The sequence below is a fragment of the Nocardia sp. NPDC051750 genome, from assembly GCF_044453135.1.
GTDB lineage: Bacteria > Actinomycetota > Actinomycetes > Mycobacteriales > Mycobacteriaceae > Nocardia.
Genome location: NZ_JBITCK010000005.1, coordinates 635,974 through 659,615 on the forward strand (window position 1 = coordinate 635,974; position 23,642 = coordinate 659,615).

Annotated in this window: 14 protein-coding genes; 2 read left to right on the plus strand and 12 right to left on the minus strand. The window is 66.6% G+C overall.

What is annotated here, in order from left to right; all coding sequences use genetic code 11:
* Position 1: 1 nt before the first annotated feature.
* Positions 2–1,273 carry an RNA polymerase sigma factor gene (locus tag ACIA75_RS24830; protein WP_397107891.1) on the plus strand — a complete coding sequence of 424 codons (1,272 nt, stop codon included), beginning with the start codon at positions 2–4 and terminating at the stop codon, positions 1,271–1,273.
* A gap of 49 nt (positions 1,274–1,322) precedes the next feature.
* On the opposite strand, the gene ACIA75_RS24835 is transcribed toward ACIA75_RS24830, so the two are convergent.
* The 11 genes from ACIA75_RS24835 to ACIA75_RS24885 all read right to left on the minus strand — a co-directional run bounded on the left by ACIA75_RS24835 (position 1,323) and on the right by ACIA75_RS24885 (position 19,062).
* Positions 1,323–1,769: a hypothetical protein gene (locus tag ACIA75_RS24835; protein ID WP_397107894.1), complete on the minus strand. Its 447-nt coding sequence runs from the start codon at positions 1,767–1,769 to the stop codon at positions 1,323–1,325.
* Between the two features lie 47 nt (positions 1,770–1,816).
* Complete coding sequence (locus ACIA75_RS24840) at positions 1,817–2,731, minus strand: MBL fold metallo-hydrolase (RefSeq protein WP_397107896.1); 915 nt, start codon at positions 2,729–2,731, stop codon at positions 1,817–1,819.
* Between the two features lie 308 nt (positions 2,732–3,039).
* Positions 3,040–3,207 carry a hypothetical protein gene (locus ACIA75_RS24845; RefSeq protein ID WP_397107898.1) on the minus strand — a complete coding sequence of 56 codons (168 nt, stop codon included), beginning with the start codon at positions 3,205–3,207 and terminating at the stop codon, positions 3,040–3,042.
* Positions 3,204–3,491 (minus strand): hypothetical protein, encoded by a 288-nt coding sequence (locus ACIA75_RS24850; RefSeq protein ID WP_397107901.1) that lies wholly within the window; start codon positions 3,489–3,491, stop codon positions 3,204–3,206. Before ACIA75_RS24850 ends, ACIA75_RS24845 begins: the two co-directional genes overlap by 4 nt.
* 16 nt (positions 3,492–3,507) lie before the next feature.
* Positions 3,508–3,738: an MbtH family protein gene (locus ACIA75_RS24855; protein WP_397107903.1), complete on the minus strand. Its 231-nt coding sequence runs from the start codon at positions 3,736–3,738 to the stop codon at positions 3,508–3,510.
* A gap of 69 nt (positions 3,739–3,807) precedes the next feature.
* Entirely contained in the window at positions 3,808–4,653 is an 846-nt protein-coding gene (locus ACIA75_RS24860) for an ABC transporter permease (protein ID WP_397107906.1), read from the minus strand.
* A complete protein-coding gene (locus tag ACIA75_RS24865) occupies positions 4,650–5,477 on the minus strand; it encodes an ABC transporter permease (RefSeq protein WP_397107908.1) in 828 nt (275 codons plus the stop codon). The genes ACIA75_RS24860 and ACIA75_RS24865 overlap by 4 nt, the downstream gene beginning before the upstream one ends.
* Positions 5,474–6,481, minus strand: a complete 1,008-nt coding sequence (locus tag ACIA75_RS24870) for an ATP-binding cassette domain-containing protein (RefSeq protein ID WP_397107911.1) — start codon at positions 6,479–6,481, stop codon at positions 5,474–5,476. Before ACIA75_RS24870 ends, ACIA75_RS24865 begins: the two co-directional genes overlap by 4 nt.
* Positions 6,482–6,501: 20 nt before the next feature.
* Positions 6,502–16,872 carry an amino acid adenylation domain-containing protein gene (locus ACIA75_RS24875; protein ID WP_397107913.1) on the minus strand — a complete coding sequence of 3,457 codons (10,371 nt, stop codon included), beginning with the start codon at positions 16,870–16,872 and terminating at the stop codon, positions 6,502–6,504.
* Positions 16,873–16,945: 73 nt separating this feature from the next.
* A complete protein-coding gene (locus ACIA75_RS24880; protein WP_397107915.1) occupies positions 16,946–17,395 on the minus strand; it encodes an AMP-binding protein in 450 nt (149 codons plus the stop codon).
* Positions 17,396–18,012: 617 nt separating this feature from the next.
* Positions 18,013–19,062 (minus strand): ferritin-like protein, encoded by a 1,050-nt coding sequence (locus ACIA75_RS24885; RefSeq protein WP_397107917.1) that lies wholly within the window; start codon positions 19,060–19,062, stop codon positions 18,013–18,015.
* Between the two features lie 268 nt (positions 19,063–19,330).
* Between ACIA75_RS24885 and ACIA75_RS24890 the strand changes: the two genes are divergently transcribed.
* Positions 19,331–20,077: an SDR family NAD(P)-dependent oxidoreductase gene (locus ACIA75_RS24890; protein ID WP_397107919.1), complete on the plus strand. Its 747-nt coding sequence runs from the start codon at positions 19,331–19,333 to the stop codon at positions 20,075–20,077.
* 29 nt (positions 20,078–20,106) lie between these two features.
* Here the strand turns inward: ACIA75_RS24890 and ACIA75_RS24895 are convergent, their stop codons facing one another.
* Complete coding sequence (locus tag ACIA75_RS24895; protein WP_397107921.1) at positions 20,107–22,857, minus strand: ATP-binding protein; 2,751 nt, start codon at positions 22,855–22,857, stop codon at positions 20,107–20,109.
* Between the last annotated feature and the right edge of the window lie 785 nt (positions 22,858–23,642).

Sequence of the window (23,642 nt, forward strand, 5' to 3'; positions counted from 1 at the left end):
CATGGCCGCCGAGGACCTGGGGAGCAGGTTGCGCGAGCTGGCGCCACAGGTCCTCGGCGCGCTGCTGCGACGCTACGACGCGTTCGACACCTGCGAAGACGCCGTCCAAGAGGCGCTGCTGGCAGCCGTACGGCAATGGCCGACCGACGGGACACCCGACGACCCGCGAGCCTGGCTCGTCACCGTCGCCTCCCGCCGCGTCGTAGACCACATCCGCAGCGAGCAGTCCCGCCGCCGGCGCGAGGAAGTCGCCGCAATACAGGATGGCCCCGACGCGGAGCGGACTCCACCTCCCGGCGAGCCGGCCTTCGGCGACCGCGACGACACGCTGGCCCTGCTGTTCATGTGCTGTCATCCGGCGCTGACCGAATCATCGCGCATCGCGCTCACCCTGCGCGCGGTGGGCGGCCTCCGGACCGCCGAGGTCGCGCGGGCTTTTCTTGTCCCCGAGGCCACCATGGGACCGCGGATCAGCCGGGCCAAACAGCGAATCCGGGCGGAGGGATCGCGCTTCGGGATGCCGTCGGGCGAAGAATACTCCGAACGGCTCGGCGCCGTCTTACACGTGCTGTACCTGATCTTCAACGAGGGATATACCGCGAGTTCCGGGCCCGACTTGCGGCGCGACGACCTCACCTCCGAGGCGATCCGGCTCACCCGCGCGGTCCACCGGTCGCTTCCGGACGACGGCGAGGTGGCCGGCCTGCTCGCGTTGATGCTGATGACCGACGCGCGGCGGGCCACGCGCACCGACCCCGATGGTGGCCTGGTCCCGCTTGCCGAACAGGACCGCGCCCGCTGGGACATCGCTGCGATCGAAGAAGGAGTCGGCCTGGTCACCGACGCCATGATGCGGTCACCGATCGGGCCGTATCAACTCCAGGCCGCGATCGCGGCGCTGCACGTCCAGGCATCGCGCGCCGCGGATACCGACTGGCAACAGATCCGTATCCTCTACAGAATCCTCGGCCGAATCGCACCGAACCCCATGGTGACCCTCAACCATGCTGTCGCGGTCGCGATGACCGACGGTCCGTGCGAGGCGCTGGAACTGCTGACCCATCTGGACACCGACACGCGGATGGCCAGGCACCATCGCCTGCACGCCGTCCGCGCTCACCTACTGGAACTGGCCGGCGACAACCCCGCCGCACACGACGCCTACCTGCGCGCCGCGCAGCTGACCACCAGCCTGCCCGAGCAGCGCTATCTGCTCGACAAGGCCGACCGGCTTTCCCGCGCCGGCGCCGCTGTGGACCGAACCAAGCCGTGACGACTCGTGGTGCCGGCCCGGTCGGTCGGCACCACGAGTCGTCGACCGATCACTCGATGAGGGAGAAATTCATCCGCATCCACGGGATCCATATGCCTGCACCGGTTTCACGTTCCCAGAGTGCGTGCATGGATGGTTCGTTCGAAGACGGCCGGAGAGTGCTGCGCATTCTCTCTCCGTCGAAGAGCCACGACCCGTCGTCGTTCGGATGGGCGGTCATGGTGCTGTAGACCCCGGAGGCATCGAAGGCGCGCATCGCATACGTGCCGGCATCCGGGTCGTAGTCGCCGATGAGTTCGAGGGCCTGGGTATGCTCGGCGCCCATCATCACATCGACGCGGTGCAGGATCCACTGGCCTCCGGTCATCCACTCGTATTCGTCGGTGCCCTCGATATCCATCATGTGCCGGCCGTGCTCATCGAGGACGATGCCGGAGGTCTTCCACCGGCCGATAAGGGTTTCGAACCCTTCCATCGCACGGGCAGTTGTGGCCATCTCGAGTTCTCCGTTCGTTGCCGGCGGCGTCGGTGCCCGAAGTGCGGTCAGTAATCCCAGACGGCCGGTACGAAACGGAAGGCGTTGCCGGCGACCGCCACGTGGCAGACGGACGGGAACGGCAGGTGAGTGGCCACCAGTTGCTCGCCACTCGCCGCCAACTCTTTCAAGAGACGGATCCTGACGCGGGCCGATTCCTCGGGATCGTGTTCGAACCCGTTGTGCCACTCGGGGTTGTCGAATCCGGGCTGGAACACCGCGTCGCCGGCGAACGTCAGCCGGTCGCCACGGGACTCCAGGCGGACGATGCTGTGGCCCGGGGTGTGACCACCGGTGCGACGGATCATCACGCCTGGCGCCACCTCGTGCTCCGTCTCGAACGGCCGCAACTGGCCGCGGTACATGTCCAGGAACCGCGAGGCAGTTGTTCGCAATACCTCCGGCACCGGTGCCGGCATGGCGGTCCGGGAGAAGTCGGGCGCCTCCCAGAACTCGGCCTCGGCGGCCGCCAGGTGGACCCGCAGATCTGAGCGCAGCCGGCCCCTCAGCCCGTCGACGAGCAGCCCGCCGATGTGATCCATGTGCAGATGGGTGAGCACCACGTCGGTCACGGAGGCAGGATCTATCCCAGCGGCATCCAGTCGCATGGCCAGCTGCCCGGCCCGCGGGAAGCCCGGAAACTCGGTGCCCAGCCCGGAGTCGATGAGGATGGTCCGATCGCCGCTGCGCACCACCGCGACATTCAGTGGCCAGTCGAGCGTCTCCGGTGGGAGGAACATGTCATTGAGCCAGGCCGACAGATCGTCCGGGGCGGCATTCGTGGCCATCGTGACAGCGGATATGGGCAGCACCCCGTCGCTGATCACCATCACGTCGAGGTCGCCGACCTTCAGCGCGTAGCGCGAGGGAACCAATTCGTCATACCCTGGTGCGTCGGAGCGTGCAATGTTGATCTGCTTCATTTTGTTCTCCTTTTGAAGAGAGTTGACCGGCGCCATGAGGTGGCACCGTTCAGTCATAGCTAGGACCGGACAGCAGCCCTGTTTGTGACGGCCGCGAACTCTTCCGAACATGCTGAGGATCGGCCCGGGGATTCCTGACACGACGACATCGGTCTCGACACCCGCCGCGTCTCCACCGGCCGAGATGAACGTCCACTTCCCGATCCGAGCGCAACGACCGGCAGACCGTGCAGGTCCGCCTCCGCCTTTCACCGGCATCATCCAGATCCGACGCCACCCGGGGACGACCCGAGTGAAAATGGCGGCAATCAGATATCCGTGACTTCCCACACGAACAGTCCGCCGACCACGCCGGCGGTGTCCGCGAAATCACTCGGCGATTCGATCTGCTCCGGGTTCTCGGTGGCGCTGAACACCGTCGCTGCGTCGCCGTCATCGGAGATGACCCACGCGTACCTGACCTCGTCGATCTTCATGCAACCCACCGCATGTCGTAAACCGGCAGTTTTCCGTTCGTACTTCGCGCGACCTTCTTTGCGCCCCAGTAAGTTCGGTAGCCTTGCCCGCCGTCGGCCACGATGCCGCCGTTCGGCGCTACGCGGCGCCAGCGGTACCTGCCCTCACCATCGCGGTAGATCTCGATGTCGTCGAGTCCGCTCATGCCATTACCCGCTGTTCCGGCCGACTCCGGAAATCGACGTTCTCCGAAGGCACGATCCGCGGCGCTTTCGTCGACGCGGGCATTCTGGTTGTCGTTCACGCTGCCCAGACTCCTTTTATCGGCCGCCGGTCGACGGCACCGCGTCCGCCTGCCACAGACTCTTCGGCCGCATGTCCGTCCAATTCTGTTCCACGTACTCGAGGCACGCGGAGCGGGAACTCTCGCCGAAAACGGCCGACCAGCCGCTCGGGACATCGGCGAAGGACGGCCACAGAGAATGTTGCCCCTCATCGTTGACCAGAACCAGGAAAACACCGTCTTCGTCGTCGAACGGATTCGTACTCAATTTCCTTACCTCGTTTCTTCTGGGTGGATAAAGCCTGAATTCGGAAAAGACAGGTAGCGGCCGGCCGGATTACCGCCGACTCGCGCGTCGGTAGCCCAGGGCGGCCGGGACCGCGAACACGGCGAGCATGCCCAGCGACCAAACCAGAGTCAGCAGCAACGGTCGACCGAGCGGACCGCCTTCGGACAAAGCCCGCATGGCCTCCACCGTGACCGATATCGGCTGATGCTGCACGACCGGCCGGATCCACTCCGGATAGGCCGCGGCCGGGACGAACCCCGTGCTGAAAAACATCAGCAGCGAAGTCAGAATCGTCATGCTCTCCACCAGGGTGGCCTTCGGCGCGAGCACCGCGATGACCATCACCAAAGTGGCGAAACCGAGCCCGAACAACACCGGGATCAGAACGAAGACGATGGCGGCGGGTAGGCCCTGGTGGAATCGAAAGCCCAGCAGATGACCGAAGGCGACGATCACCGAGGTACCCACCAGAATCCGGCACCCTTCGGCCAGGATTCGGGCGGCGAGCCCCGAGCCTCGGGACACCGGTAGCACCCAGAATCGGGCCAGCAGACCGGCTTCCCGCTCCCGCCACAGCATCGCTCCCCCGGCAGCGGCCCCGGACAGCGCACCGACCACCGCGACCATCGGCACCGAACCGTACAGCGCGCTGCGCCCGGAAAACCGTCCGACCTGATTGCCGATCACGGTGTCGAGCACGAAAAGCAGCAAGCAGGGAATGATCAAGGTCTCCAGCAGGACGACCGGATGCCGTAACCACCTCAGAAGCAGCCGCTCGGTTTGAATCGCAATGTGCCGCAACGGTAGTGCGGGTCGGCCTATCGCCAGGTCGACCGCCGGACGGGTGGCGAACAGGCTCACCGATACTTCAGGTGCCGAATCCGAGGTGATCATGCGTCTCTCCGAGTGCTCAATCGCCAGGCCAGCGGAATGCAGATGACGAGGGCGGCCGCGATCCAACACAGCGACGGACCCACCAGAGCAGAGGTGACGGGGGTTGCGTCACCTCCGGAATCGCCGGCCGAGGCCCGCAGTACAGCGGCGAACTGGGAGACGGGCTGGTTGCGGACGAAAGGCTGAATCCAGTGCGGATATTGGCCTACCGGAGCGAGCCCGGTGGAGAGCATGCCGAGGATCAGCGGTGGTAGTCCCAGGATCTGGGTGATCGACTCGGGACTGCGTATCGCGGTACCCACCACATCGGCACAGAAGGTGAGCACGATGCCGGTGGTCAGCGCGAAGGCGAGGAAGCCGACCGTGTGCGCGGTATCCCCCCAGAACCGAAAGCCGATGACATGACCGCAGATCAACGCGGTGACGAGGGCGATACACAGCCGGACGAGCGAGCCCGACATCCGCGCCGCGACCGGGACCAGCGGGCCGACCGGCATGGAAGTGAATCGGCGGTCGAGGCCGGAGACCGCGTCGGTGGCCGAGCGCAGCGCGGCAGAGATGGCGGTGAAGGCGATCGCCTGCAGGATGACCAGCGGCATCATGAATTGCGCGTAGCTGCTGAAACCCGTTCCGGCCAAGGCCATGATGCGCTGCAGCGGCAGGTAGAAGCCCGCGGTGAAGACGACCGGGGCGAGCACGGAGGTCAGCACCTCGCCGGATCGGATCGCGGGCATGATCAACCGGATGCTGAGCACCCACCACTGTTGCCGGGCCGTGGGCGTGGGCGTGGCACGGCCGGTGCCGAATGCGAGTGCGGTGGTCACCTGCGGGCCTCCTCGGTCCCCAGGGGCGAGGAATCGGCACTCGTACCCGCACGTGCACGGTCGTGTACCCCCGGACGCTGTGTGAGGGACAGAAACACCTCGTCCAGCGACGGCCGTCGCAAGGCGATATCGGCCAGTTCGATGCCTGCGGCGGCCAGCCGCCGCAGGACCTCGAAGACTGTCCGCGCGCCGTCGGGCGCCGCGATGACGATCCGACCGGTATCCGCTGTGTACCCGTCGGACGCGACTGAGTCCAGGACACTGACCATCCGCGGCACATCGGCCGAATGCAACGGGACGATCTCGCAGTAGCTGCCTCCGGTGCGGGCCTTCAGTTCATCGGCAGTGCCCTCGGCGATCACCGTGCCGTTATCGATCACCACGATCCTGTCGCACAGCGCATCGGCTTCCTCCAGGTATTGGGTGGTGAGCAGGGTGGTGATGCCGTCGGCGCGAAGGCCCTTCACCAGCTCCCACACCCCCTGCCGGCTGCGCGGATCCAGCCCGGTGGTGGGTTCGTCGAGGAACACCACTTCTGGTCGGACGACGAGTCCGCAGGCGATATCGGCACGCCGTCGCATGCCGCCGGAGTACGTGCCGACCCGTCGCGTGGCCGCGTCCGTGAGGTCGAAAACGGTGAGTAGTTCGTCGGCGCGGGCCTTGGCCGCGGATTTGCTCAGCCCCTGCAGGCGGCCGAACATCACCACATTCTCGTAGCCCGAGAGCATATCGTCGAGAGCAGCGAACTGGCCGGTGAGCATGATGGACTTGCGCACCGCAGCCGGATCGCGGACGACATCGTGTCCGGCCACGAGCGCCCGGCCACGATCGGGAGCGAGCAGTGTGGACAAGATGTTGACGGTGGTGGTCTTGCCCGCACCGTTGGGGCCGAGGAGGCCGAGGATTTCACCGGGCGCCGCTCTGAAGTCGATCCCGCGCAGGGCCGGCCGAGTGCCGAACGTCTTCTCGATGGCCTCGACGATCACGCCGCCGCTGGAACTCATGGATATGCCTTTCACTTCGGTCACGCCGCCACAGCGCCGTCGGTACCGGCAAGGGCGCGGACTACGTCGGGACGGTCACTCAGATGGGTGTCGAGCGCGCGGGCTATCCGCGACAGTGCACGCGGGGTGGCCAGCTCGCTGTGCTCGGCATCGATGTCGTACACGGTGATCTCGCCGGTGACATACGGTTGCCAGCCCTCCGGAGGCGCGATCTGCGACAGCCCGGCTGTCGCGCGGAAGAACAGGATGTCGCCGGCGAATTCGGGCTTCCGGTCGACCGACAGGATGCGTCCGGCCGCGTTGTAGGACGCAGTCAGCCGCTCCAGTAGATCCGCGGTGACCAGCGAGCTCCCGCCCAGCTGGTCACAGATCAGCGTGGCCACCTCCTCGGCGGTGGCCTCGGCGGAGATGTTCGACAGCCCGAACAGGTCACCGAACTCGTTGAGCAGCGCACCGACTCCGAGATCTTCGGTGTGCTGGGCATGCGCGCCGTTCGAGGAGTCCGCGTCCAGCAGTGCCAGCACTCCCACCTCCGCGCCGTCGGCCTGCATCCGGGCCGCGATCGCATGGGCGACGATCCCGCCGAACGACCAGCCCACCAGGTGGTACGGCCCCTCGGGTTGCACGCCACGGATCTCACGCACATAACGCTCGACGTACTCGGCGATGGACCGGGCCGCCGGTTCCCCGGACAGCTCGGGCGCCTGCAGGCCGTAGATCGGCCGCCCCGGTCGCAACGCCTCGGCCAACCCGAGGTAAGGCCAGGCGATTCCGGAGGCGGGATGGATGCAGAACAGCGCCGGTTCTCGACCTTCGCTCCGGATCGGCAGCAGCACGTCCAAGCCCAGTGCGGACGCCGCCGTCGTGCCCACCGCTGCGCCGGTCACGGCCGCCAGGGCCGCGACGCTGCGGTGCTCGAAGACCTGCGCCGGGGTCAGCGCGATACCGACCGCCCGCGCCCGTGCGACGAGTTGCATCGCGATGATGCTGTCACCGCCGAGCGCGAAGAACGAGTCGTCGACGCCGACGCACTCGCGACCCAGCAGGTCGGCGAACAGCCGGGCGAGTTCCGCCTCGGCGGGCGTGCGCGGCGGCCGGTACTCGGTGGTGTCGTCGAGGAATACCGGCTCCGGCAGGGCCTTGCGGTCGAGTTTGCCGACCGGGGTCAACGGCATCGCGTCCACGAGGACGATGGCGGCGGGCACCATCGCCGCGGGCAACCGCTCCGCCAGGTAGGCATGTAGTTCGCCTGCCTCCGGGACCGAGCCGGACGACGCGGGCACCACGTAGGCGGCCAGCGCCGGTGCGCCGGCCGGAGTGCGTACACCGAGGGTGACGGCGAATTCCACTCCCGGAGCACCGGCCAGGGTAGCGTCGATCTCGCCGAGTTCGATGCGCTGGCCGCGTATCTTCACCTGGAAATCGGAACGCCCTCGATACTCCAGCCGAGGCCGGGGCTCCGCAGTCCACCGGACCAGGTCGCCGGTCCGGTACATCCGCTCCCCCGCAGTGTCGTACGGGTTCGCCACAAATCGGGTTGCGGTCGTTCCGAACTGGCGGAAGTAGCCACGGGCCAGGGCCGGACCGGCGAGGTAGAGCTCACCGGTGACGCCGGCCGGAACCGGTCGCAGCCACGTATCGAGCACGAGTGCCGAGAAACCCTGGACCGGTGCGCCGAGGGTGATCGGCGCATCGGGCCTCAGATCCGCGGATCTGGTTGCGAGGATGGTGGTTTCGGTGGGGCCGTACAGGTTGACCATCCGCCGCCCCGGCGCCCACTGCGCCACCAGCTCGGCGCTCACCGCTTCACCGCCGACCGCGAGGGTCCGCAACTCCGGCAGTCCGTGCCGGCGAATGGTGGCCAGCACCGACGGCGTGATGAATGCGTGGGTGACCCGCTGATCACGAAGCAGCTCCTCGAGATCGGGTCCGCTGTAGACGTCCAGCGGCGCGACGATCAGGGTGCCGCCGGAACCGAAGGCGAAGAGCGCCTCCAGCACCGAGGCGTCGAAGCTGGGCGAGGCCGCGTGCAGCACTCGCGAGTGCCGGTCGAGTTTCATCGTTGCGGCCTGCTCGGCGACCACGTTCGACAGGCCGTGGTGATTCAACAGAACGGCCTTGGGCTTGCCGGTCGATCCCGATGTGTAGATCAGATACGCGGTCTGACCCACATCGATCGGTCCGCCTCGCTCGATATCGCCGAGCGATGCCTCGGAGACGGTCATCGCGTGGCGGATCGTGTCGAGATCGTCGAGCATCAGCCAGGGGATGCTCCCAGGCAGGTCAGCGCCGATCTCGGTAACCGTAATTCCGATCTGGGCCCGCGAGTCGGACAGTACGTGCTCGATACGGTCGATCGGATGATTCGGGTCCACCGGTAGGAACGCCGCACCGGTCTTGGCGACCGCCCACAGCGCCACCAGCGATTCCAGCGAGCGGGTCAAGGCCAACACCACGAACGTTTCCCGGCCCACACCGTGCCGCACAAGCATCCGTGCGTAGCGATTCGACCACGCGTCGAGTTCGGCGTAGGTCATGCGTTGCCGACCCGAGATGATCGCGGTCGCGGTGGGGTCCAGTGCCGCGCCGGCCGCGAGAATCTCCGGCAGCGTGTGCAGTTCCGCGGACTCCCTACCGCGCACCGGCACCAAAGCCCGGCGTTCCCGCTCGGTGACGGCCGGCAATTGGGCCAGTCGCTGATCGGGGTGGGTGACGATGTCGGTGAGCAACCCGACGAACCGATCCAGCAGCACGCGAGCCCGGACGGAGTCGACGTGAGAGGTCTGGTAGTTCAGGGTGATCCGCAGACCGCCCTCGCTACCCGATCCAGGAGTCAGCTTCAGAGTCAGGGGGTACGGGGCCGATTCGGTGTCGACGATTTCTCGCACCTGCAGTCCTGCCTGTTCCAGGGCCGCACTGAGGTTGTCCCGGTCGATCGGGACCGATTCGTACACGGTGATCGTGTCGAACAACTCCGGCAGACCGACCGCGCGATGGATGTCGGCCAACCCGACATGCTGGTAGTCGAGCAACCGTGCCTGCTCCGCACGGACCCGCGCGAGCGCGTCGACAACGGTTTCGGCGGGATCGAGCCGGATCCGCACCGGCAGCGTGTTGATGAACAGGCCGATCATCTCTTCGACCCCGGGCAGCTGCGGCGGCCGCCCGGACACGGTCGAGCCGAACACCACATCGGTGCGCCCGGTCATCGTCGACAGCAACGAGGCCCACACCAGCTGGATGGCATTGTTCACCGTCGCGCCGGCGGACCGGACGACCGCCTCCAACCGCGCGGCGAACTCCGCGGGCAGGTCCCGCGATTCGGTGCCCAGGGTGGTCGACGCTGGATCGATGGGTGTCGGGAGAGCCAGCGTCGGTGCGTCGATGCCGTGCAACGTCTCGGCCCACGCCTCGACTCCGGCGCCGTCATCGGCGGCGAGCCACGACAGAAATCGCACATAAGAGTGTGCCCTCGGCAGCGCCGTATCGATATCCGCTGTACTCGCGACGTACCCGGTGAGTAGTTCACGGATCAGCACCGGCATCGACCAACCGTCGAGAACCAGGTGATGGCTTGTTATCAGCAAGGTCCAAGCCTCGGCCGTGGTGCGAACCAGAGTGAGCCGCAACAGGGGCGGATTCGCCGGATCGAATCGCGTCCGAGCCTCGTCGGCGGCGACGAACTCCAGCTCGCGGCGCCTGGTCTCACTGTCGGCCGTCTCGGACAGATCCACTTCCCGCCAACCTATTTCGGCCCGATCGACCACGACCTGACGCGGCCCGTCCAGGGCGTCGACGAAGGCCACGCGAAGGCTGTCGTGTCGGTCCACCAGACGCTGCGCGGCAGTGCGCAACCGTTTCGCATCGACCGGTCCGGTGAGCGATGCGCGGGTTTGGATCAGATAGCGATCGTGGCCGGCGGGATCGAACCGGCTGTGGAAGTACATGCCCTGCTGCAACGGCGACAACGGCCACACATCCACCAACCGCGGGTATTTGTCCCGCCAGCGCTGCAGTTCCGGCGGTGCGACCGGGACCGAGCTGAACGGCTCGATCACCTCGTCCGCGGGCTTCACGACCGCGATGCTCGCGACGGCGGCCAACGCGGCCACCGTCTCGAGTTCGAAAACGTCACGCGCAGTGAAGGCGAGTCCCGCAGCGCGCGCACGAGAGACCAGTTGAATGGCGACAATGCTGTCGCCGCCGAGCGCGAAGAACGAATCGTCGACACCGACGCGGTCGCAGCCCAGTAGTTCGGCGAACAGGCGGGCGAGTTCCGCTTCGACATGGGTAGCGGGGGCGCGGTACGCAGTTGTCTCGGCAAGGAACACCGGTTCGGGTAGGGCCTCGCGATCGAGCTTGCCGACCGGAGTCAGCGGCATCGCGTCCATGAGGACGAAGACCGCGGGCACCATGACCGCGGGCAACCGCTCCGCGAGGTAGGCGCGCAATTCGCCGACGTCCGGGACCGGCCCGGACGGTGCGGGCACCACGTAGGCAGCCAGCGCCGGTGCCCCTGCGGGAGTGCGCACACCGACGGTGACGGCGAATTCCACTCCGGGTGCGTCGATCAGCGCGGCGTCGACCTCGCCGAGTTCGATCCGCTGGCCGCGGATCTTCACCTGGAAGTCGGTACGGCCCAGATATTCCAGGCGAGGACGCGGTTCGTCCGTCCAGCGGACCACGTCACCTGTCCGGTACATACGCTCGCCGGGTGCACCGTAGGGGTTTGCCACGAACCGCGTGGCGGTGAGGCCGAACCGCTTGTCATAGCCACGTGCCAGCGCCGGCCCGGCCAGGAAGAGCTCACCGGTCGTTCCGGCGGGCACCGGTCGCAGCCAGGCGTCGAGCACCATGGCCGCCATGCCGCGAATCGGGTCGCCCAGCGTAACGGGCTGCCCGGCAACGAGCTCGGCGGGGCCGGTAGCCCAGATGGTGGTTTCGGTGGGACCGTAGAGGTTGACCATGCGCCGGCCCGGCGCCCACTGCGCCACCAGATCCGCACCGACCGCCTCGCCGGCGACGGCGAGAAACCGAAGGTCCGGGAGCCACTGCGGTTTCATCGTGGCCACTACCGACGGTGTGATGATCGCATGGGTCACCCGGTGCGAGCGCATCAATTCGGCCAGCCCCTCGCCGCTGTAGGTGTCCGCGGGCGCGACCACCGCGGTGGCGCCGCCGGCGAAGGCCAGCACCTGCTCGGAGACAAACGAATCGAAGCTCGGGGAAGCTACCTGCAACACTCGGGCGTCCTCGTTCATATCGAACGAGTCCTGCTGGGATGCGACCAGGTCCGCTATCCCCCGATGAGAGATAACGACGCCCTTCGGGACTCCGGTCGATCCGGAGGTGTAGATCATCCAGGCCGCGTTGTCCAGGTCCGGGCGGGGAAAGGCGGCATGGCGGGGGCCAGGGTCACGGGGGTCGGCGAGGGTGAGCCAACGGACCTGACCGGGCAGCGTGGACCGGCGGTCGACATCGGTGAGACCGAAACCTGCACCCGAATCGGCGAGCATTAGCTCGATCCGGTCCGCGGGCTGTCCCGGATCGATCGGCAGGAACGCAGCCCCGGCCGTCGCGACCGCCCAGACCCCGATGATCAGATCGGCCGACCGGGGGAAAACCAGCGCGACCAAGGTTTCCGGACCGACTCCGGCCGCGATCAACTGCCTGGCTATCAGGTCGGACTTCGCCTTCAACTCCTGGTACGTCAGGGTGTGCTCACCATCGACGACCGCTGTCGCGTCGGGATTGCGCGCCGCGCCTGCGGAGAGAATCTCCGGCAGCGTGCTCGGCGAGGCGGAATCCGCTCCGCGCGCCGGCACCGGCGCGCGCAGCTCGTGTTCGGTCACGGCGGACAGTTGCGCGATCCGCCGACTCGGACAGGTGACGATTTCGGTGAGCACGCGCACGAATCGGTCCAGTAGTGTGCGAGCGCGGTCGGCATCGAGGTGCGAGGTCCGGAAATTGATCGCGACCCGAAGCCTGTCCCGGCCGTCGGCGCCCGGTTCGGGAACAACTTTCAAGCTCAACGGATACGGGGCAGTATCGATATCGGAAACATCGAGCACCCGAAGACCCGCCAGATCCAGCGCCCCATTCAGACCGTCCCGGTCGATGGGAGCCGATTCGTAGACTGTGATCGTGTCGAACAACTCCGGCACACCCACTGCGCGATGGATGTCCGCCAACCCGACATGGTGATAGTCGACAAGCCGTGCCTGCTCCGCACGGACCCGAGCGAGCGCGTCGATAACGGTTTCGGCAGGATCGAGCCGGATCCGCACCGGCAGCGTGTTGATGAACAGGCCGATCATCTCTTCGACCCCGGGCAGCTGCGGCGGCCGCCCGGACACGGTCGAGCCGAACACCACATCGGTGCGCCCGGTCATCGTCGACAGCAACAAACCCCACGCCAATTGCAGCGCCGTATTCACGGTCGCATCGGCTGACCGGACGACCGCATCCAACTCGGCGACGAGCGCCCCCGGCAATTCCGCCGATACTGTGCCCGACGTGGACGATGCCGGATCGCCCGCTGCCGGTAGCGCCGATGTGGCCGAATCCACGCCACGCAACGACTCGGTCCAGACCTCTATCCCGGTGCTGTCTTCGGCAGCGAGCCAGGACAGGAATTCGCCGAACGAGTGCGCCGGGGCCGGCACCGTGTCGAGATCCGTCGAATCCGCGACGTATCCGGTCAGCAGCTCGCGTATCAGCAGCGGCATCGACCAACCGTCGAGAACCAGATGGTGGCTGGTGATCAGCAGCGTCCACGTATCGGTGGTGGTGCGGATCAAGGTGAGCCGCAACAGCGGTGGGCGGGTGAGGTCGAACCGAGTGTGCGCGTCATCGTCGGCCACCCGTCGCAATTCGAGATCCCGGGCCCGCGCGTCGGCGACCTCGGTCAAATCCACCTCGCGCCAATCGACTTCAGCGGCGCCGAGCACGATCTGGACGGGACCCTTCTCGGAGTCGGCGAACGCCACCCGCAGGCTGTCGTGCCGATCCACCAGGGCCTGAGCCGCACCGCGCAACCGAGCGGCATCGACCGAACCGGACAGCGCCGCCCGCGTCTGAATCAGGTAGCGGTCGACATCCGCCGCATCGAACTGGGTGTGGAAGTACATTCCGTGCTGCAGCGGCGACAACGGCCACACGTCCACCAGCCACGGATGGTCCTCGTGCCAGCGATCCATATCGGACTGCGACACCGAGATCAGGCTGAAGGGTTCGACCACAGCACCCGGCGACTCCGCCACCCTCGTCGCGACAGCGGCCAACGCGGCCACGGTCTTGTGGTCGAAGACTTCGCCCACGGAGAACTCGAACCCCGCCGCGCGAGCGCGTGATACGAGCTGGATCGCGATGATGCTGTCGCCGCCCAGACCGAAGAAGGAGTCATCGATGCCGACCCGATCCCGGCCCAGCAGTTCCCCGAACAATTCCGTCAGCCGCTGCTCGACCGGGGTTCGTGGCGCTCGGTATTCGGTCGTGTCGTCGACGAAGACAGGCGCGGGCATGGCCTTGCGGTCGAGCTTGCCGACCGGAGTCAACGGTATCGCGTCCATGAGGACGAAGGCCGAGGGCACCATGACCGCGGGCAGCCGCTCCGCCAGGTACGCACGCAACACGCCGGCATCGGGCACCGGTCCCGCCGCGGCCGGCACTACGTAGGCAGCGAGGGCGGATGTGCCGGCCGGAGTCCGCACACCGACAGTGACGGCGAATTCCACACCGGGTGCGCCGGACAAGGTCGCGTCGATCTCGCCGAGCTCGATGCGCTGGCCGCGGATCTTCACCTGGAAATCCAAACGGCCTCGATACTCCAGCCGCGGCCCGGCATCGCGGGTCCACCGCACCAGATCACCCGTCCGATACATCCGGTCACCGGGTGGGCCGTACGGATTCGCGACGAACCGCGCGGCAGTGAGTCCGAACTGCCGCAGATACCCGCGTGCGAGCGCCGGGCCCGCCAGGTAGAGCTCACCGGTCACGCCCGGCGGCACCGGACGCAGCCAGCTGTCGAGGACCAGCGACGAGAACCCTCGTACGGGGCTACCGAGGGTGATCGGCCCACCCGGGTCCAGGTCCACGGAGCCGGTTGCGACGATGGTGGTTTCGGTGGGGCCGTACAGGTTCACCATCCGGCGTCCCGGCGCCCACTGCGCCACCAAGTCCGCTCCGACCGCCTCGCCGCCGACTGCCAGCGTGCACAGCTCCGGCACACCGTCCGGGCGCATCGTCGCCAGGACCGAGGGGGTGATCAGCGCATGAGTGACTCGCTGATCGCGCAACAACGCCTCCAGGTCCGGGCCGCTGTAGACCTCCGGCGGTGCGACGACCAGCGCGCCACCGGAGCTGCAGGCGAACAGGACTTCCAACAGCGAGGCGTCGAAGCTGGGCGACGCCACCTGCAACACCCGCGACTGCTGATCCAGCCGCATCATCTCGGTGTGTTCGGCAACGAAATTCGCCAAGCCACGATGATTCACCTGCACCGCCTTGGGCTTGCCGGTCGACCCCGAGGTATAGATCAGGTACGCGAGCTGGTCTACGGTGATCGGCCCGCCCCGCTCGGCATCAGTGACTGCGCTGTCGGCCACGGTCATCATGCGCCGAACGGTGTCGAGATCATCGAGCACCAGCCAGTCGACACCGTCGGGCAGACGCTCACCGATCTCGTGCACCGTCAATCCGATCGGCGCGCGCGAGTCCGACAGCATGTGCTCGATACGGTCGACCGGATGGTTCGGATCCACCGGCAGCAGCGCCGCACCGGTCTTGGCTACGGCCCACAGCGCGACCACCGACTCCAGCGAACGGGTCAACCCCAGCACCACGAACTGTTCACGACAGATTCCCCGGCGCACCAGGACCCGAGCCAGACGATTCGACCACGCGTCCAGCTCGGCATAGGTCATGGTGTGGCCGCCGGAGACGACCGCGGTCGCATCGGGAGCCACAGCGACAGCCGTGGAGAGGATTTCGGGCAGTGTGTGCGGTGCGACGGATGCCGCGCCTCGTACCGGCACCAGCGTCTCGCGTTCGGTCGCGGAGGTGACCGGTATCCGCGACAGCGGGGTCGTGGCTCCGGCGCTCAGGAAACTGTGCAGAAACGACAGGAAGCGATGGTGGTGCGCGGCCAGCTCGGCCTCGCTGTAAATATTCGGGTTGGCCTGGAAGTCCAGGTGTGTGCTTCGGCCGCCGATACCCGGATAGACATTCACGAACAGGTCGTCGATCAGCCCCGACGTGAGCACGTGCAATCGGCCGACCACCGGGCCGAGGTGGATCCGGTTGTCGAACATCATCAGATTCACCGTCGGCCCGAACGAGGCGGCGATATCCATCGTATGGCCGAGATCGCGGAGGATGTCCTCCTGCCGGTAGCGCTGCCGCCGCAGCGCGCCGGTCAGTTCACGCTGGGTCGCTGTCACGAGTTCACCGACGGTCATTCCGGGATTCCGGCCCAGGCGTAGCGGAACCACATTGGCGACCATGCCGCCCGAGCGTCGCAATGTCGCCGTGGTGCGTCCCGAAACCGGCAATCCCAGTGTCACTTCCGGTGCGCCGGTCATCGCACCGAGATAGGCGGCGAAGGCGGCGACCACGATCGGGGCGATACTGGTCGACTCACCGGACGCCATCTCGGTGAGCAATTCCGCTGTTGTGGAGGCTAATTCGCTGGATATCACAATCGGATGCGCATCCACGGCGGCGGAACGACCGGCCAGGGTCACTGGTTCGGTCAGCGCCGCGAGATGGGTAGCCCAGAACTCGCGATCCGTCTCCATCCGGCTCGAATTCCGGTAGGCCGTATCGTCGGCCACGATCTCCTGCAGCGCGGCAACACGAGCGGCCGGGACGTCACGGCCTTCCACGAGCGCGTCGTAGATCTCGCTGGTCCGCTGCATCATCGTCATCGCCCCCGCACCGTCGATGATCAGGTGGTGCATCCGGGAATACAGGAACCAGCACTCCGCGCCCAATCGCAGCAAGGCCACCCGCATCAAGCGATCCGCGTACAAGTTGAGCGGCGCCGAGTACTCCGCCCGCATCCAGGCGTGCGCGGCCCGCGCCGAATCCGGTTCGTCACGCAGATCGACCAACTCGATGCGGACATCCGACGTCTGATCGACCACTTGGGTGGGCACGCCACCGGTTTCGATCAGCCGCACGTTGCCGGTCCCGAACTCCCGCCCGGCCCGGCGCACGGCCTGGGCCAGGGCGCCGATGTCGACGACACCGGTGAATTCGACATACTGCGCGATAGAGATCGGTGTGGCACCGACGACCTGCTGGGCGAACCAGATGCCGCGCTGCGCGGCGGACAGATCGAACGGTTCGGCGGGAAGTGCGGCATCGGCCGCACCACTGGGCTGAGGCATGGGGAATCCTGGGGTCTGAGGCATCGCGAAAATGACACGTTGAGAGAGTGGTGACCGAGTGATCGATCCGGATTCAGCTCGCGATGCGCTCGCTCCCGAGTTCGACGACCTCCAGCGGATCGCTGGAGGTGCTCAGGTACTGCTGTAGCGTCACCCTCTCGTCGAGTACGAGCCAGCGGGTCGAGCCGGAAAGCCCATCACGCCTGGCCCGCACGGTCACACCCACTGTGGCCGCGGGAGCGAAAACCTCGGCAGGGACCTGCCGCGCGGTGGCGCCGATCTTGGCCAACGCGTGCCGGATCACGATCATCTCGAACTCCGGCACCGCGGCCAGCGCCACGTGATTACCGGGTCCTGCACCCAGGCGGAGCAGCATCCGTGCCATCCGGTTCGACCAGCGGTCCAGTTCGGCGGCGGTGAGATCGAGCCCATCGGCCGAGGCAACGATGTCATTCCCGTGCGCCGCAGCAATCGCCTTGCCGGCCGAGATCGAACTGGGTGACGACGTCATTTTCGAATACATGGAAATCAATCCTCTCGAGTGGTTGAACGAGTGCTCTCATCGACAGCTGTCGGCTCCCGGACACGGCAGCCGACGGTTGATTCCGGATCACATCGGAAACTCTTTTCCGATTCCCCGCACTCAATGACTGCGTCGCAGTTTCGAGGAAATCGACAGCAATATCCAGCGACGGCCGGAAAACTCCGGAGACTTATACCGTGAGATCGTTCCCAATTGTTCTGATTGCATTCACGGCCTGAACTAATACCCTGATCACGGCCGCCGAGCAGAGCGCGGTAGGGGCGGCAGACCGCCTCCGGGAGCGAGGAATTCTGCTGATCTGATTTCGATTCATATCGAATTCTCTCGTCTGCCGTCGTTATTCGTGGTACGTGAAGATGGACACGGGCTCGACGCGATCCGTTACAAAAATCTGTTCGGCTCACCGAATGCCGTCGTATAGCGCAGCGTCACCTGACCGATATCGAGGGACCGCCCAGACCACCGCCGCTCACCCAACTTGTGAATACGCGCGATCCCCCGGTCCGGACGACCGTTCAGGCACTCGACAACGGAAAGTCGATTTACGATTCGGCACCCGAAAAACAGCACCGGCAGCCCGCAACTCGCCCGCGGTCTCACGCCCGGAGTTCGGGCGGCACCCACTCGAAGGTCGGGCCGGCGGTGGTCGACCCGACGCCGCTGGGCATCTTCATGAGCGCCTGAGCCTGGGATTTCAGGGCGTACATCACCCCGAACGTCTCCTTTATCTCCGACGGACTGCCGTTGAAGGTGTCTTCCAGCAGGTAGAGCAACAGGCAGTAGGAGTTGTTGAATTCTTCCTGCGCGCGCCGGATCTCACTGTCTTCGGGATAGTCGGTCGTGCGCTGGTTGGGCCGCATAGGCAGTATTCCGTCGGAGTCCACCCGGATCGGGTCACCGGTCGGCCCCGTTTGTGGGGTGTCACCGGCACGGAATCGCCGGCCTTCCTTCAGTTCGACAATGCGGTAGTAGTGGGCTACCTGGTCGCGGTCGGGGTGGAAGACGTCTTTGTCGCCGTCCCACACCTCCGTTTTTGCCGCGCCTTCGCCTTGGGTGACGATCTCCGCCAGTGCGGCGAGCGCGGATTTCAGATCGTGCACCGGGATCATCTGTCCGCCTCCGCTGCTGAAGTGGACCTCGTTGAGCTGGCGGGCCGGGTCTCCGCCGAAGACCACCTCTTCGCCGAGCGTGTCGGCCAGGGTGCGCAGGCCCACCTCGATGGCAGCGTAGAACTGCCCGATCGTGTGATATCCATCGTATTCGGCCGGTGCGTCCGCCGATGCCGGCTCCTCGATACTCAGTAGCAGCTCGATCGCTTCCGGACCGAAGGGCAGGAGATCGAGCTGGATAGATCTGTCCCCGTGGGGTAGCGAATGCGGGTATGGCGGAAGTAACTCGGGGGCGTCGAGTACGGGCTTTCCACCGACGGCATTGAGGAGATTCGCAGCCAATGCCAGGTGCAGCATCTCCTCCACGAGCACGCTGCCGATCACCTGTACGGCCTCGGCATTGCAGCTCGGATCCAGCGAGTACAGCGCACACATGTAGGGCGGGATGGTCGCATGCTCGAGCTCGATCGCCCACTGCAAATGGCGACGCAAATCGTCCAGCGTATCGATGGCCTGAGCACCACTGGTATCCAACATGGGGCCTCGTCTCGTCAAGTCGTGGGGACTGTTCAGCACCAAGGACAAGACGTCCTGCGAGTTCGTGACGAGCACACTGCGGACCGAGTCTTGCGATCCGAAATGTTGCGGGCCGAAACGATGCCGGCGTGATTGCTGGGTGTCGATGGCCGATCCCTGGTCTCCCTGTACCAGGGTGTCTCCCGGGGTCGGCCGGGCAGCCAGGAGTGCAAGCCTGGATCCCTGAGTCGGCGCCGAATGCGCCTTCGACCCCGGGAGTGAGGCAGATATGTCAGATCAGCCGTTGGACGGAGCCGCTGCGCTCGTCACCGGCGCCGGTTGCGCCATCGGCCGGGCAACCGCACACCACCTGGTCCGGGCGGGCGCGGCCGTCGCCCTCGTCTCGGAGCGCGGTGATCGTCTGGACGAGATCGTGAACGACATCATGATGTCGGGCGGCAAAGCCATCGCCGTGGCCGCCGATATCACCGATCCGGCACTCGCCTATCAGGCGGTCGAAGACACACACGAACGGCTCGGTCGCCTGGACGTGCTGGTCAACGGTGCCGGACTCATGGGGCTCGATACCGCCCTGCACACCCCGATCGAGGAGTGGGACCGGATGATCTCGCTCAATGTGTCGGCGCTCCTGCATGTGACGCACGCCGCCGTCCCGTATCTGATCGACGCGGCGGCAACCTCGCCGCGGCAGGTAGCCGACCTCGTGAATGTGGGATCGCTGGCCGGGCGAGTAGCCCGTCCGGCAGGCAGCGTCTACAACCTGACCGCGTCCGGGCTCAACGGATTCACCGAGTCGCTGCGCCAGGAACTGCGACCTGAGTCCGTCCGGGTCAGCGTGGTGGCACCCGGGGCCGTATACGAGACCACCCCCGATCCGGCGCGGCGGCCGGCAGGCTCGATGGCGGACCGGCTGCGGCCGGAGGACATCGCGGACGCCATCTCCTACATAGTCACGCGAGGGCGAGGAGTAGCTGTCAACGAGCTACTGATCCGGGCCGCCGGGCAAACCTGGTAACCGGGATGACCGGGAGTAGCCGCGGCCGGTCAGCTGTCCAGCGCTGCCCGGAGCTCTTTACGCGAGGTGATGTCCAGCTTGGTGAACACCTTGCGCAGATGCCATTCGACCGTGCGGGAACTGATGAACAGCTCGGCGCCGATCTCGGAGTTCGTCCGGCCGTCGCCGGCGAGCCGGGCGATCTGGGCTTCCTGCGCCGTCAGAACATCGGACGCGGCTGCCGCCCGTTGCCGAACCGACTCGCCGGTTGCGAGCAGTTCGCGACGAGCGCGTTCGGCGAAGGCGCCGGCGCCGCAGCGGCGCAGCATCTCGTGGGCGGTGCGCAGGTGCTCGCGGGCGTCGGCGCGGCGGTTCTCGCGGCGTAACCACTCGCCGTACACCAGGTGGGCGCGCGCGAGATGAACGACCACCCGAGTGCGTGTGAGACGCTCGATGGCCTCGCGGTACAGCAGGTCGGCGGCATCACCTTCGCTGAGCAGGGCTCTCGACCGGGCCAGCGCTCCGAGGGCCCAGTCCGTGCCGCTCGCCTCGGCTCGCAGCTCGAGGCGTCGCAGGGCTGCTGCGGCCGCATCGCGGGCATCGCCGCGGACGCCCGCCTCCACCAGCTCGATGAGTGAAGCGTCGTAAACCCCGAGGTCGTCGTACTCGATGGCTTGTTCCGCACTGGCCAAGGCGTCCTGATACCGGCCGAGACCGTTGTACAGCACGGCGAGCAAGTGCTGGCCCGAACCGATGACTCGCCCTTCGCCCCAGTCGGTAGCCAGGTCCAGGCGGGACTCGATCAGTGTGACAGCGCGGGGGTCCTCGCCCCGCCAGGCGATGAGCAGGACTTCGGTGTATCCGAGAATCGAGTTGCCGGTCGCCTTCGTGAGTTCGGTGGCCTCCTCCACCAGAACCGAGGCCGCATCGAACTCTCCGGCGTGTACATGCACCGCCGCGCGGTAGGTGAGAGCGAGGGGAAGGAAGTTGAGCGCGCCGATCTCGCGCGCCGTCCGCACCGCGATATCGGTCAGGTGGAACATGGTCTCGTCGTCCCAGACATCGAGGCCGGCCGGCCATGCCAGCCACAGCCACCGCATGATGTCGTCCTCGTTACCGCCGGACGCGTCGCGAAACGACCGCAGCGCCTTGATCAACAACGCGGCCCCCCGGTCGTGATCATCGACGAAGCGGGCGGTCAGGCCGTCGAGAAGCGCGTCGATCCGCCGAGGCGGCTGTGGCGCCCGCGGTGCGGCGCGGGCCGCTTCGGCCGCGGCGCGCACCCCGCCGTGTACGTCGAGTCGGCCCGCGAAAACCGCCGATCCGATCGCTTCGACGTATGCCTCCCGTGCCTGGCCTGGCAGGTACGGCGCCAGCTGTCCGGCCGCCTCGAGCAGTAGCGGATGCACCTCACCGCTGCGCCTGCGCGCGAAGACGATCTGGGCGCGCAGCCGCGCCAGCCGACCACGCTGGAGGTCGTCCAGGCGACCCATCTCCGCCGCCGCCAGAAGTTCGAGCGCCGTGTCCGGGGTCCCGGCTTCGAAAGCGGCCTGGGCCGCCGCCAGCGCCCGCACCCCACGCCGCCCGAGATCAGGCGTCAGCTCGGTCGCACGTCGCAGGAACGCGGCCGCCGCCGCGACACCCCCGCGAGCCTGCGCCCGATCCGCGGAACGTTCCAGTTCGGCCGCCACTTCCTCGTCCGGTCCGACCGCCGCGTTGGCGTGGTGCCATGCGCGGCGATCGGGATCGGAGACGGGGTCGGTGGCCGCGGCCAGCGCCCGGTGCACATCCCGGCGCCTGCTCGCTTCCGCCGCACGATACGCCGCCGAGCGCACCAGCGGATGGCGGAATCGCACTCGCGCCCCGAACTCGATCAGCCCTGCCGACTCGGCCACCCGCGCGGCGTCGGCACCGATATCGAGCTGGTCGGCCACCCGCCGTAACAAGGACACGTCCCCCACCGGTTCGGCCGCCGCCACCAGCAACAGCCGTTGCGTCGCGTCGGGAAGCGATTCGATACGCCGCAGGAATCCCTGCTCGATCTGATTCGCGACGGGCGCGGTGTCCGGTCGGACGAACCCACCGGCCAATTCCGCCGCCGACAATCCGCGCGGCAACTCCAGCAACGCAAGGGGGTTACCGCGGGCCTCGGATACGATCCGGTCCGTGATGTGCTCGTCGAGCCGCCCGGGGACCGCGGTTCGCAGCAACGCCCGCGCATCGCTGTCCCGCAAGCCCCCGATCATGAGCTCGGGCAAACTCGCAAACGGGTCGTCGCACGGATCGGGCGTCGAGGTCCGCACCGCGACGACCAGCAACACCCTTTCCGCGAGCAGTCGGCGTGCGACGAAGGAGAGCGTCTGCGCGGACACCTGGTCGAGCCACTGCGCATCGTCTACCACGCAGACGAGCGGTTGCTCCTCCGCCACCTCGGCCAGCAGGCTGAGTACCGCCAGCCCGACCAGGAAACGATCCGGCGGGCTTCCGGCGCTCAGACCGAAGGCAACCGATAGCGCATCCTGCTGCGGTCCGGGAAGGCGATCGAGATGCCCCAGCATCGGCGCGCACAGTTGATGCAACCCGGCAAACGCCAACTCCATCTGGGACTCGACACCGACCGCCCGCGCGATCCGGAATCCTGCCGCGCTCCGCACCAGATAGTCCACCAACGCGGACTTGCCGATCCCTGCCTCGCCGCGCAGCACCAGCACCCGGCCCCGGCCGGACATGGCATCCCGTGTCAGCCGATCCAGCGATTCACACTCACTACGTCTGCCACGCAGCAGATCGCCGCTCGACATTCACACCACCACCGCATTGAAGAAAGCCAAGCCCTGGTCGCCGGGGTCAACCCATGATGTCACCCGCATGGGTGACGCCCGGACACCCACCCATGGGACAGGAATACCGGGGCTCATGCATCCGTCCCGCTTTCCCACTGAGCCAAACCCTGCCCAACCCACGCCCCAAACCGCACAGTAACCGGTACAGGACGAAAGTGCTCTCGCCCATCCGGAGAACGGATGAGCGAGAGCAGTTCCACGATTGGGTAGTCGTCCTGGCAACCGCACTGTGTTCAGTTACCAACGTCCAGGCCAGCATCCGGGCTCAGCCCAACCAGCGGTCCGCAATCAGTGGCTCTGATCGAATTCTCTGCCTCCGAAATCGTGATTCGAATCCGAGAAGTCCATGCCGTTTAAATGATAGTTCACGATGCCTGCAACAGCGCGGGCGTCGTCCCCAGAGGCCACGGCATCGCCAGCGTTCGGAACCCGCTCCTCAATCTCCAACGTGAGATCAAGTACCTGATCCCGGATCGTATCCAGAATCCATGAAAATACTCGTCCAGAGTCATAGAAATCTGTCCGACCGGGTACGCCAACTTGGCGTAGAAATCCCAAGATGCGTACCGCCCAGAGAGCCCCACCTTCCAGTTCGGTATGCCCTCTCCTCGAGGCGGCCCGCACGTCATCAGGCTCGCCCTCCAGCGGCCAGAAAAAAACTTGGAGAAACGGGTGCTACCTATTCACTCGTAGGGGCGGCGGGGTCTTGTGCCAATTGAAGTAGCGCCTGGTTGCATCCAGTG

Bases quoted from the DNA above. Each gene is read 5' to 3' on its own strand.
- ACIA75_RS24830 (WP_397107891.1), top strand. From the start codon at position 2: ATGGCCGCCGAGGACCTGGGGAGCAGGTTGCGCGAGCTGGCGCCACAG.
- ACIA75_RS24835 (WP_397107894.1), bottom strand. From the start codon at position 1,769: ATGGCCACAACTGCCCGTGCGATGGAAGGGTTCGAAACCCTTATCGGC.
- ACIA75_RS24840 (WP_397107896.1), bottom strand. From the start codon at position 2,731: ATGAAGCAGATCAACATTGCACGCTCCGACGCACCAGGGTATGACGAA.
- ACIA75_RS24845 (WP_397107898.1), bottom strand. From the start codon at position 3,207: ATGAAGATCGACGAGGTCAGGTACGCGTGGGTCATCTCCGATGACGGC.
- ACIA75_RS24860 (WP_397107906.1), bottom strand. From the start codon at position 4,653: ATGATCACCTCGGATTCGGCACCTGAAGTATCGGTGAGCCTGTTCGCC.
- ACIA75_RS24870 (WP_397107911.1), bottom strand. From the start codon at position 6,481: ATGAGTTCCAGCGGCGGCGTGATCGTCGAGGCCATCGAGAAGACGTTC.
- ACIA75_RS24875 (WP_397107913.1), bottom strand. From the start codon at position 16,872: ATGCCTCAGCCCAGTGGTGCGGCCGATGCCGCACTTCCCGCCGAACCG.
- ACIA75_RS24880 (WP_397107915.1), bottom strand. From the start codon at position 17,395: ATGTATTCGAAAATGACGTCGTCACCCAGTTCGATCTCGGCCGGCAAG.
- ACIA75_RS24885 (WP_397107917.1), bottom strand. From the start codon at position 19,062: ATGTTGGATACCAGTGGTGCTCAGGCCATCGATACGCTGGACGATTTG.
- ACIA75_RS24890 (WP_397107919.1), top strand. From the start codon at position 19,331: ATGTCAGATCAGCCGTTGGACGGAGCCGCTGCGCTCGTCACCGGCGCC.
- ACIA75_RS24895 (WP_397107921.1), bottom strand. From the start codon at position 22,857: ATGTCGAGCGGCGATCTGCTGCGTGGCAGACGTAGTGAGTGTGAATCG.